Raw genomic sequence first — 11,077 nt, forward strand, 5'->3', positions numbered from 1 at the left:
GATGTTTCTTGTCCGTCTGGGTTAACGTTACGATATCACAACATGGACTCTCGAGAGATTGCTGCCGCTTTTTGGTATTATGCAGCATAGCCTTCTGTATCTTGAAAAAGGGACAACAGAATATGCTGCACAAAAATTTTTACCTCGTAAAACGGCTTGAAGGAGCCTGTTTATGAGAGTGCAGGCTAAGCAAACCGCGCAATACTGAAGGGCTCGAGAGGAATGTCAGTTTTTCCTGAGAGAAGCAGATCTGCCATGGTGGCTCCTACGCCCGGACCAAGCTGGAACCCATGCCCGCAAAAACCGAAGGCATAATACAGACCTGGCACATGTGGACTGGGGCCCATAATGGGCAGATCATCATCGGTGTATCCTTCAATGCCCGTCCATGTGCGGATTACGCGCAGGCGGGCAAAATCAGGCAGAATACGCTCCAGATGCGGCATCTGTCGTACGGTATTCAGAGGATCCAGTCGGGCGCGTTTGGCTACAAGGTCGACAGTACCCCGAAAACCGCCACCAAAGATGATATTGCCGCGCTCTACCTGCCGTAGATAAACGCCTTCTTCTTCGACCCATGACGCATAGCCAATAACTGGCTGGATACGATAGGGTACGGGCTCTGTGACACCCATTTGCGGAGCTTTGGGTGTCAGGCGCAGGTTATCACCAAACGCCGCAGCCATTTTCTGCCCCCATGCCCCGCTGGAGATCTGCAACAAGGGGGCCGTAAAGCGTTGACCTTTTGCTGTTTCCACAACAAAATCTTCAGACGTGCGGGTGATATTGCTGACTTCCATCCCCTCCAGAACCGTAGCACCCGCCCGACGTGCAGCGCGACCAAAGGCGGGGGCTGCAAGGCGAGGGTTGGCATGACCATCAAGAGGAGAGAAAGATGCGCAGTCCACATCGGCTGCAAGCATAGGGAAACGGTCTATTGCTTTGCGTCCGCTGTATAACTCCAGATTAAGACCGTAAGGTTTACAGTCCTGTGCATACTGTTCAAGCCGTGCACTGTCCTGTGGTTTAAAGGCAACGCGCACATGCCCGCTGGGAAGAAATTCGACATCTTCTCCAATGAGTTCAGGAAGCTTACCCCAGATTGCACGAGACCGGTTGGCAAGCGGGAGTTGCGGCAAAAAACGCCCCTGCCGCCTGACGTTTCCAAAGTTCGTTCCTGATGCGTACTGGCCGACAAGATCGCGTTCCAGCAGAATGACGGAAAGACCTTTCTGGCGCGCAAAAAAAGCGGTTGCTGCCCCCATTAGACCTCCGCCGACAATAATAACATCGGCCCGTGCTGTGGTGGTTGTAACGGGCAGGGCAGGGTGGTTCATGTCATAATACCCCGAATTCTGGCAGGCAGTGGTTTGACTGGCGCTGCACTCCTAACGCGCCCGGCTTCTGCAACAGGGATCTTGCGGGCTGCCGCAAGAATTTCTGCGCCCGCCAGCCCACACATGCGTCCCTGACACCGGCCCATGCCCACACGCACAAATGCCTTGGCCCGATTGATCTCTGGTGCATCCAGAGGACCTGCTGCGCGCCGAATATCTCCGGCTGTTACGTTTTCACACCGGCAGACAACAGTTTCATCAGGGAGCTCGGCTGCATTCTGCCAGGGCCAGGGGAAACCGGTTTCCAGCCCATGCCGAAAGGCATTCATCGGTTTAAGGGCATTACGGAGGCGGACAATCTCTTTCTGAGATGAAGAAAAACCAAGACTTTCAAGGCAGCGCAGTGCAGCCAGTGCGCCGGCACTTTCAGCCGCATCGGCTCCGCGGATACCTGCACCATCTCCCGCCAGATAGATCCCTTTTTGCGAGGTGGCGCCATCTTCGTCTGTAACGGGCAGCCACTGGCGAGAGAGGTTGTCAAACGCAAAATTACATTTGAGCAGATCAGCAAGTTGTGTTTCTGACCTCAGACCATAGCCGATGCCAACGGAGTCAGCGTTTGTATGCTGCAAGCGTCCTCGAGCATCGCGCCATGTAACACCAGAGACCCTCAGATCCGCGTCATCCTCTGGCTGCTCTATCCTGACAGGCGTGATGCCTGAATGCAGAGGCACGCCGGCCCGAAACAGGTCACTCATGTAGCGGAAACCCTGGAGCATTACGGCCGGACGATGCCGCAGGCCGCTCAGCCCTTTGAGGCGTGTTTTGAGAGTGGACGTATCCAGAACAGCGCGAGGTCTGACCCCGGCGCGAAGATACTGCCAGGCTACCAGATACAGTAACGGGCCGGTTCCCATGAAGACTGGTGCTGCGCCGATCGTGCAGGCCTGCGCCTTAAGCGCAATCTGCGCGCCCCCCAGAGTGAACACGCCCGGTAAGGTCCAGCCAGGACATGGCATGATGCGGTCCGTGGCTCCTGCGGCAATAATCATGGCATCAAAGGGCAGAGCCTCAACGTGCTGATTATGCTGCGTTAGCAGATTTTTGTCGGATACACCCCATGCCAGAGTTTCGGGACGATAGTCTATATGGGGCAAAAGGGCTTCAAAAGCAGAATGAAGCGCTGTCGCGGCCCTTGCGGAAGTCCCGTAGAGTTTACTCGCTGGCCGTGAAAAATTTTCTGGCTGTCTGCGGTAAATCTGTCCGCCCTGCTGCCGGTTTTCATCCAGCACTACAGGACGAAGGCCGGCCTGAACAAGCGTTTCTGCAGCGCGTGTGCCCGCTGGCCCGGCCCCCACAACAATGACTACTGGCTTGTCCATGGCACCTCTGCTGTCACAATACGCAGGCCGGAAGAGACGGGGGTGGAACAGGCACGCAGTTCATCGCCTGTTTCTGTCCACACACGGCAATCCTGGCAGGCGCCCATAAGGCAAAAGCCTGCTCTGATTTTTTTATCAAATTCGTTTAGCCGCAGCTGGCTGCCAGCTAAAAGCAGGGCGGTCAGGAGTGTATCCCCTTCCAGTGCGATGACGGGAGTTCCATCGACTGTAATGATGATTTGTGCCCGATCTACTTCGGCCACGCGTCGAAATAGTCCCTTCATGAGGGGAGAACCTCCTGCCGTGCGCCCTGACGATGAGTCTACGCCAGGGCCAGAGTGTTTCAGGCGATTGCTGCGGCAATATCCTTGTCATCCAGAAGTACATTCAATACGATTTCGATACGGTCGCATAGAATATCAGTTTCTTCCAGTGTCAAACAAAGAGGAGGCGCCAGTCCGATAATGTCATCGCCAAAGGCACGGAACAGAACACCCTTCTCGTAACCTATCCGGGCCAGTTTTTTAGAGATACCGAGGGAGGCTGTGGGTTTGGTTTTAGCGGCTTTATCTGTCACCAGTTCAATGGCGCCGAGCATACCAATCGAGCGTGCATCCCCAACAAGCGGATGGTCTTTCATTGCAGCAAGACGGGTTGCCAGATGGTTGCCAGATGTTACGCCGTTATCCAGCAGACCATTTTGGTATAAATCCAGCACGGCAAGACCAATAGCAGCGCTAACAGGATGGGCGCTGTAGGTCATGCCGTGGCCAACAGCGATACCCGGTGGAGTGGCGTCGCGAATGGTGGAGTACATCCCTTCACTCATGAACACAGCTCCCATGGGGGCATAGCCTGAGGTCAGGCCTTTGGCGACGGTCATCATGTCCGGCACGACGCCTTCATGCTCACAGGCAAACAGCGGACCTGTACGACCAAAGCCCGTGATGACTTCGTCAGTGACAAACAGAATATCCAGCTCACGGCAAGTGTTCCGCATGGCGGTCAGCCAGCCTTTGGGAGGGATGGCAACGCCGCCAGACCCCTGCACAGGCTCACAGAAGAAGGCCGCGACATGCTCTGGCCCACCTAATTCTGTCACTTTATTGCGAAGATCAGCAACAGAAGCAGCAATAATGGGGGCGGCATCAGGCCCTTCAGGATGTCTGTAGGGGTCAGGGCTGGAAATATGGTGCTGCCACGCCAGAGGGACATCGGCATCACGATGGAAGGCAGCAAGAGCTGTCAGCCCTGCTCCGGTATAGGTGCTGCCGTGATAGCCTCGCGCAAGCCCAATCACATGACGCTTTTCAGGGGTTCCGCGCGCATGCTGGTAAAAGCGGATAAAGCGCAGAGCACTATCAACAGCGTCAGACCCGCCCTGTGAGAAAAAGACACGGTTCAGATCACCGGGAGTAACCACCGCAAGTCGGGAAGCCAGGGTGATTGCACTTTCGCTGGCAAAGCCAAAATAGCCGGTTGCGTAGGGCAGCCGTGCCATTTGTTCCGTAGCCGCCTGCACAACCTTTTGCTGACCGTAGCCGACGTTAACGCACCAAAGGCCGGCAAAGCCGTCAAGCAGCTTATTTCCTTCAATATCCGTGAGCCATGCCCCCTGGCCGGACTGGAGAATACGAGGGCCGTATTCCTCCTGATCACGCCATGATGAGACCGGATGAATGAGATGAGCACGATCAAGTGCGGCGAGTGTCTCTGGAGTCATGACGTTTGAGGTCCGTTATTCTGTTGCCAGTTGTTTTCCTATGCGGGCTGGCGAGAAAAATATGGTGCTATAAGCAAAGGATCTTAAAGTGGATTGTGCTGTTCTGAGCGGGAGGCCAGCAAGAATGCGTTAAATTGCCGCGAGGTCTGTTTTAGCGTTTGCATTGGGGTATGGATCAAGGAGAATGCGATACCGCAACGACCTGGCAGGTGTTTGCATCACAAGGGTGCAGGGGAAAAGAGCGTGACCAATCTCAGCTTTCGTCCAGAAGATATTACACTGCCTGTCGGGCATTTTCTGTCTGGAAAGATTGTTTCAGGTAAAAAAAATATTGCAGTCACCAGCCCCGGAAATGGCTGCATTTTGGGGTATATTCCTGAGGCTGGTCTGGAACTGGTGAATGACGCGGCACAAACTGCTGCCCGTGTGCAGGATGAGAGTGGCTGGGCGACCTGCGCACCGCGGGAACGGGCACGGGTGCTGCGCCGTTGGGCCGATCTTGTTGAGCAGCATGCTATGGAGCTTGCTCGACTGGAAACCGTGTGCTCCACTCGCCCCATTTCTCAGACTATTGGCTGGGATATTCCATTTCTTGCGGAGGGAATAAGATTTTTTTCTGAATATTGTGACAAGATTGGCGGAGACGTGGCAGCAACGTCTGCCAGCCTTCTGGGAATGACTGTTTACGAGCCCTACGGTGTGACGGGCGCTATTGCTCCATGGAATTTCCCGCTTGTCATGGCAAGCTGGAAGGTTGTTCCGTCTCTTGCTGCCGGGAACGGGACTGTTCTCAAGCCTTCTGAAATGACACCGTTTTCCGTTGTTCGCCTGGCAGAGCTTGCTGTGGAAGCGGGGATACCTGCCGGGTTGTTCAACGTGGTGCAGGGGACGGGACTTGCAACTGGTGAGGCTATCTGCCGTCACCCGGATATCGGCAAACTCAGTTTTACCGGTTCTACCCGGACGGGGATTGCTGTCATGAAAGCTGCAGCCGAAAGTGGGCCGAAGCCGGTGACATTGGAACTGGGCGGAAAAAGTCCACAGCTGGTTTTTGATGATATTTCCTCTGTAGATGAGGTGGCCGCCCGCATTTTTCGGGCATTTACAGGCAATGCCGGACAGGTGTGTGTAACAGGCTCCCGTTTGATTGTGCAGCGTGGTGTGGCAGAGCCATTAATTGAAGCGCTGGTTGCCCTGTGCAGTCGTGTTGCCGCTTTAGCTCCCTGGGAAGAGTCTGCGAGTTATTCGCCTATCATTTCAGAATTACAGGCGCAGCGTATTTTAAATCTTGCAGAACACAGCATAAAAGGCGGGGCGCAAAGCTTGGCTCCATGCCTGCGTATGAACAGTGAGGAAGGAGGGGTATTCCTCTCGCCCGGTATTCTGATGGTCACGGATGTCAATTCTCCTGTGTGGCAGGAAGAAGTCTTTGGGCCTGTTCTGGCTATGCAGATTTTCGATGAAGACGACGAGGCTTTTGCACTGGCACAGCACCCGATCTATGGGCTGGCGGCTGGTGTGCATACAGCCAGTATGGCCAGAGCAATGCGCGCCATTCGTACACTCAAGGCTGGTACGGTGTGGGTCAATCGGTATGGCCGGTCATCAGATTTTGTAATTCCGACAGGCGGGTTCGGTGGATCCGGCATTGGCAAGGATCTCGGACGACAGGCGTTTGAGGCTAATCTCCGGCTCAAAAGCGTGCTGATGGCGGCGGGGTAAGCAGAAAATGCATCGACAGGGATTTGATGCAGACTTCTTGACCAGAGTAAGAAGAGATCTGCATACGCATCCGGAACTTCGGTTTGAGGAGAAAAGAACAGCGTCTATCGTGGCAGAGCATTTGCGCAGGCTGGGATATGAGCCTCATGCCGGTTTAGCCAGAACAGGTGTGGTGGCAACGCTGGATACAGGTTGCCCCGGCCCTGCAGTTATGCTGCGCGCAGATATGGATGCTTTACCCATCAGGGAAACGGGGCAGGGTCCATGGGTCTCTCAGGTCGATGGTGTTATGCATGCCTGTGGGCATGATGGTCATACCGTCATGCTTTTAGGGGCTGCTGCTGCTCTGGCAGCAGATCCGCCAGAATGCGGGAAGGTTCATTTCGTATTTCAGCCCGGTGAAGAAGGCGGAGCAGGCGCACAGGTCATGATTGATGAAGGCCTGTTTACGCTTTTCCCGACGGATTATTGCTTTGGTCTGCATAACTGGCCCGGTCTGGCCGCCGGTAAACTGGCAGTGTGTTCAGGCCCGATCATGGCCGGTGGGTGGCGGTTTGCTATTGAAATTACAGGAAAAGGATCTCATGCCGCACAGCCGCATCTGGGGCGCGATCCTTTGACTGTGGGAGCCGCTCTGGTGCAGGAGGCGCAGCTTCTGGTTGCACGCCGCACTGATCCAATTATTCCGGCTGTCGTGTCTTTCTGCATTTTTGACGCGGGCACTGCTGATAATATTTTACCTGAGAAAGCACGGCTAGCCGGTACACTGCGTGCTCTGGCTCCAGATGTTCTGGATGAGCTCAGAGATGGGCTTCAACTTCTGTGCAATGGTCTGGCAATGGCTCATGGCGTGACAATTTCCGTTCATTTTCACCAGCCTTATCCGGTTACGGTCAATGATGGTGCGGCTACCCGCCTTGCAGCCAAAGCCATGCAGGCTCTGGAAGCCATGGAAGGTGGTCCTGTTCCGGATCTCGATATTGCGCCTAGTCTAGCTTCAGAGGATTTTGGCTTCATGCTCCGGCAGAAGCCGGGTGCATATGCCATGATAGGAAATGGAGAGTCCTCAAAGCTCCATGCTCCTGATTATGATTTTAACGATAATGTTATTCAGAAAGGTGTCAGGTACTGGCACATGCTTGCCCACCTATGTGCGGCATCGACGGCTGAAGTCTCTTGAAACAATGCCCCCTTTTTACTCAATGACAGGAAGAAGATAACGCACATGAAAACTTATGATATTGCGGTTATTCCGGGTGATGGAATTGGTCTGGAAGTCATGCCTGAGGCTCTGCGTGTTCTGGAGCGCGTGGCTGATATCTGTGGCTTTGTTCTGAAGTTTCATAACTATGACTGGAATTGTGAAACATGGCTGCGTACCGGGCAAATGATGCCTAATGACGGTATTAATCAGCTTTCGCAGAGTGATTCCATTCTGCTGGGCGCTGTGGGCTTTCCGTCTGTCCCGGATCATATTTCGCTGTGGGGTCTTCTTATCCCTATTCGGCGGGAGTTCCACCAGTATGTTAACCTGAGGCCTGTGCGGCTTCTACCGGGCATTCCGTGCCCGCTGGCGAACAAAAAGCCAGGTGATATTGATTTCTGGATTGTGCGCGAAAACTGTGAGGGTGAGTACTCGCAGATTGGCGGTGTATTTGGTGAGGGTACGCCATCCGAAGGTGCTATGCAGACTGCCGTTTTTACCCGTTACGGAACAGACAGAATTCTGCGTTATGCTTTTGACTATGCACGTAAACTGGGGCGGCCTCATGTAACGTCCGCAACCAAATCTAACGGGCTTTTCCACTCAATGCCATATTGGGATTCCCGCTTTGAGGCGATTGGGAAGGAATATCCCGATATCCGTATAGACCAGTATCATATTGATATTCTGGCAGCGCGCTTTGTCATGTCTCCCGAACGGTTTGATGTCGTTGTAGGAAGTAATCTGTTTGGCGATATTCTCTCTGACCTCGGGCCGGGGATTACGGGTACTATCGCGGTGGCTCCGTCAGCCAATATTAACCCCGAGCGTACGTATCCATCCATGTTTGAGCCGGTGCATGGGTCAGCGCCTGATATCGCAGGACGCTTCATCGCCAACCCAGTCGGGCAGATATGGGCTGCTGCAATGATGCTGGAGCATCTGGGTGAGGTAGAGGCCGCAAATCTTGTGATGAAGGCTATTGAAAAAGCCCTTGACGATCCACTGGCGCCACGTACTCCAGATATGGGAGGTAAGGCGGGGACACGTGAACTGGGAAATGCTATCACTAAGAAAATTGTCGCCTAGGCTCAAGACCTTGTCTTATGAAATCCGGGTCGCTGTATGTGCGATAAAGGCAGCAGTCAGGACGATCCGGCGCACGCTGACTTTTACGACTGTTACGATTTTGAGTAGTCCTGCGCTGATGGTGCCACAGGTCGCCTTTCTTCATGCTGGTCTGCCCAAAGGCTATATGCTGCAGGGCGGTGAACAGGACATAGGCGGCCGCGCAGAACCACAGCTCGAGCAGGTTGGCCCGGATGGTATGGGAGGACGTCCTGTCTCAGAACAGATCCATCTGGCATTCCTTGATCCGGTTTTCCATGTTCCTGCGTGCGCAGTAGATATGCTCATAAAGGGCGCGTGGCTCGGACGTTGCCTGCGGCAGGGAACTGATGGACGTGTCACGATTTAGCTCCGGACCATAGGTTATCTGTTGAGCGGCGTTGCGCTCATAATCCAGAGCGCTTTTCCATTGAAGTGCGGAGTGCAGCCTATGCGGATTATAGAAATCATTGATGTGGGATGTGATAGCCTGCTCGATTTCCTGACGCGTCATCCAGGTTTGCCGCCACAGGAGTTCAGCTTTCAGGGTTTTGAAGAAGCTTTCCGTGACAGATCATTATCCCAGTGGTTTCCCTTTCTGCTCATGGACACGATAAAGCCATGAGCAGAAAGGAGCTTCCGGTATGCCTCTGAACAATACTGACCGCTACGATCCGCATGATAGATGCAGCCTGCATGGTTCTGGAGGAAGAGAAGAACCATCCATCACGCTGGTCCGCAGTGATGATAATAGCGCCAAAGCTGGATATTCATCCTGACACGCTGTCAAAATGGACCCGTCTGCATGAGCGGGCCAATGCACCTGCGGTAAGTGATCTTCCTGATCGGGAGAAGATCAGGTAACTGGAGCGAGAGAACCGCGAACTGCGGCCGGCCAATGAAATCCTGCGCAAGGCGTCAGCATATTTTGCGGAAGGAGAGCTCGACCGCATCTTCAGACCATGACACGCTTCATTGAGGAGCATCGGCAGATATATGCTGTCGGGTCAATCTGCAGGGTTCTGTCGATTGCACCATCTGCCTCTTATCCTTATCAGGCGAGACAGAAAAATCCCTGTTTGCGCAACCAGAAAAACAAAGAGATGTGTCATGAAATCCGCCGGGTCTGGAACGATAATTTTTGCGTCTATGGAGCGCGCAAGGTCTGGTATCAGCTCAAACGTGAAGGTCTGGATGTCGCCCGCTGCACGGTAGAGCGGCTGATGCGCCGGATGGGGCTGAAGGCGTCATTCGTGGCAAGGAGGTCAGAACCACACGGCCCGATCCGGCACGGCCCTGTCCACAGGATCTGGTGCAGCGCCAGTTTCATGCACCAGCCCCCAACAGGCTCTGGGTTTCGGATTTTACTTACGTTTCCACCTGGCAGGGCTTTGTTTATGTGGCCTTCATCATTGATGTGTTTGCCCGGGTTATTGTGGGCTGGCGTGTCTCCTCAACGGCCCATGCCGACTTCGTGCTGGATGCCCTTGAGTAGGCTCTGTGCCAGAGGCAACCTGAGGGAAAAGTGACCCACCATTCCGACCGCGGCTGTCACTTATGTGTCCATTCGCTACACGCAAAGACTGGCTGAAGCGGGTCTTGTTGCTTCTGTCGGCAGTGTTGAGGGTTCCTATGATAATGCTCTCGCGGAGACCATTAACGGACTTTACAAAACCGAACGGATCTATCGGCAGGGGCCATGGAAAAACAGGGACGCTGTTGAGCTGGCAACGCTTAAATGGGTCGACTGGTTCAACAATTGGCGGCTCCTGTCCTCCATTGGAAACATCCCGCCAGCAGAAGCTGAAGCACGTTTTTATGGGCAACAGAAATCACATGCATTAGCCACTTAAATCAGATAAAAAAAGTCTCCACAAATCCCGGGGCAATTCAGTCCTCCTTTCGGCTATCGCACCGTGGAAGCGGAGCGTCGTGGGCAAAGCTGGCCGATGGTCCCATCGCTATGCGCAAGGAATATCTCCGTGCGATCGTCGATCGCATAGAGGCCGATGACAGGGAAATTCGTATTTTTGGAAGGAAAGACAGGCTGATGAACCAGCTCGTCTCAGACCGTCCTAAACTGAACCCGAAAGTTCCCAGTTTTGGACGGGAGTGGCGTCCCGTACGGGAGTTTTTGACAGCACTGCCACAATATGTTGATTTCGCTTGGTATTTAATCACTATATCTAGTGCCTACCGCTCCTGTGCCACAAACGTGTGCCACACGGTTGTCATGGCGGTCAAATAATCCGGGATTACCCGATGACCGTCAGCACCGTGAGCCGCTCCAATCGGCAGACCTCAAGGCAATGCTGTGGCATATCGAGCGACCAGGCCATCCGTTCCACAATCGCGCCGTCCGGCATGCCTGCCCGCACGCACTGCTCGAACTCGTCCACGAGAGGGCCTTCATCGAGGCAATCGAATTTTCCAGGCCAAATCACCACGTCAGTATCAGTCACCTCACTCTCCTTCTGTTGACCTGGAGATATCGAATCACGAAACGAGAGGGGACGCAATAACCGGCAGAAAACCGCCATTGATGAAGCCTTCATCAATTCACGATGGCACTCATGACCTGTGATGACGATTCATGAAAAAA

The 11,077-nt window shown here is 54.0% G+C and carries 8 protein-coding genes, 3 pseudogenes and 1 other annotated feature; of the genes and pseudogenes, 4 read left to right on the forward strand and 7 right to left on the reverse strand.

Annotated elements, in window-relative coordinates; translation table 11 throughout:
* Window positions 1–185 precede the first annotated feature (185 nt).
* The 4 genes from QWU00_RS11905 to QWU00_RS11920 are packed head-to-tail and all read right to left on the reverse strand — an operon-like array spanning window position 186 to window position 4,442.
* The gene (locus QWU00_RS11905; RefSeq protein ID WP_052051485.1) at window positions 186–1,337 is read right to left on the reverse strand and encodes an NAD(P)/FAD-dependent oxidoreductase; all 1,152 of its coding nucleotides are present in this window, start codon (window positions 1,335–1,337) and stop codon (window positions 186–188) included.
* Window positions 1,334–2,719 (reverse strand): FAD/NAD(P)-dependent oxidoreductase, encoded by a 1,386-nt coding sequence (locus QWU00_RS11910; protein ID WP_035381641.1) that lies wholly within the window; start codon window positions 2,717–2,719, stop codon window positions 1,334–1,336. Before QWU00_RS11910 ends, QWU00_RS11905 begins: the two co-directional genes overlap by 4 nt.
* On the reverse strand, window positions 2,704–3,003 hold the full coding sequence (locus QWU00_RS11915) for a 2Fe-2S iron-sulfur cluster-binding protein (protein WP_035381643.1): 300 nt from the start codon (window positions 3,001–3,003) through the stop codon (window positions 2,704–2,706). The genes QWU00_RS11910 and QWU00_RS11915 overlap by 16 nt, the downstream gene beginning before the upstream one ends.
* Before the next feature lie 59 nt (window positions 3,004–3,062).
* Entirely contained in the window at window positions 3,063–4,442 is a 1,380-nt protein-coding gene (locus QWU00_RS11920) for an aminotransferase class III-fold pyridoxal phosphate-dependent enzyme (RefSeq protein ID WP_035381645.1), read from the reverse strand.
* 243 nt (window positions 4,443–4,685) lie between these two features.
* Here QWU00_RS11920 and QWU00_RS11925 point away from each other — a divergent pair, with 243 nt between their 5' ends.
* The 3 genes from QWU00_RS11925 to QWU00_RS11935 are packed head-to-tail and all read left to right on the forward strand — an operon-like array spanning window position 4,686 to window position 8,457.
* Window positions 4,686–6,164 (forward strand): aldehyde dehydrogenase family protein, encoded by a 1,479-nt coding sequence (locus QWU00_RS11925; protein WP_035381646.1) that lies wholly within the window; start codon window positions 4,686–4,688, stop codon window positions 6,162–6,164.
* Between the two features lie 7 nt (window positions 6,165–6,171).
* On the forward strand, window positions 6,172–7,344 hold the full coding sequence (locus QWU00_RS11930; RefSeq protein ID WP_052051486.1) for an amidohydrolase: 1,173 nt from the start codon (window positions 6,172–6,174) through the stop codon (window positions 7,342–7,344).
* A gap of 45 nt (window positions 7,345–7,389) precedes the next feature.
* The gene (locus QWU00_RS11935) at window positions 7,390–8,457 is read left to right on the forward strand and encodes a tartrate dehydrogenase (RefSeq protein WP_035381648.1); all 1,068 of its coding nucleotides are present in this window, start codon (window positions 7,390–7,392) and stop codon (window positions 8,455–8,457) included.
* 54 nt (window positions 8,458–8,511) lie between these two features.
* On the opposite strand, the pseudogene QWU00_RS11940 reads toward QWU00_RS11935, so the two are convergent.
* Both QWU00_RS11940 and QWU00_RS16870 read right to left on the reverse strand, forming a co-directional pair.
* Window positions 8,512–8,827, reverse strand: a pseudogene (locus QWU00_RS11940) (transposase); the annotation flags it as partial.
* 111 nt (window positions 8,828–8,938) lie between these two features.
* Window positions 8,939–8,989 (reverse strand): annotated as a pseudogene (locus QWU00_RS16870) (hypothetical protein); the annotation flags it as partial.
* Between the two features lie 130 nt (window positions 8,990–9,119).
* Here QWU00_RS16870 and QWU00_RS11945 point away from each other — a divergent pair.
* A pseudogene (locus QWU00_RS11945) lies at window positions 9,120–10,328 on the forward strand (IS3 family transposase).
* Window positions 9,396–9,512 (forward strand) — a sequence feature (AL1L pseudoknot). (Overlaps the previous pseudogene by 117 nt.)
* A 402-nt stretch (window positions 10,329–10,730) precedes the next feature.
* On the opposite strand, the gene QWU00_RS11950 reads toward QWU00_RS11945, so the two are convergent.
* On the reverse strand, window positions 10,731–10,937 hold the full coding sequence (locus QWU00_RS11950) for a hypothetical protein (protein ID WP_150395519.1): 207 nt from the start codon (window positions 10,935–10,937) through the stop codon (window positions 10,731–10,733).
* Window positions 10,938–11,077 lie beyond the last annotated feature (140 nt).

Source organism: Acetobacter tropicalis, from assembly GCF_030644465.1.
In the GTDB taxonomy this organism is placed as follows: Bacteria; Pseudomonadota; Alphaproteobacteria; order Acetobacterales; family Acetobacteraceae; genus Acetobacter; species Acetobacter tropicalis.

Excerpts from the sequence above, each read along its gene's own strand:
- QWU00_RS11905 (WP_052051485.1), bottom strand. The coding sequence starts at position 1,337 with ATGAACCACCCTGCCCTGCCCGTTACAACCACCACAGCACGGGCCGAT.
- QWU00_RS11910 (WP_035381641.1), bottom strand. The coding sequence starts at position 2,719 with ATGGACAAGCCAGTAGTCATTGTTGTGGGGGCCGGGCCAGCGGGCACA.
- QWU00_RS11915 (WP_035381643.1), bottom strand. The coding sequence starts at position 3,003 with ATGAAGGGACTATTTCGACGCGTGGCCGAAGTAGATCGGGCACAAATC.
- QWU00_RS11920 (WP_035381645.1), bottom strand. The coding sequence starts at position 4,442 with ATGACTCCAGAGACACTCGCCGCACTTGATCGTGCTCATCTCATTCAT.
- QWU00_RS11930 (WP_052051486.1), top strand. The coding sequence starts at position 6,172 with ATGCATCGACAGGGATTTGATGCAGACTTCTTGACCAGAGTAAGAAGA.
- QWU00_RS11935 (WP_035381648.1), top strand. The coding sequence starts at position 7,390 with ATGAAAACTTATGATATTGCGGTTATTCCGGGTGATGGAATTGGTCTG.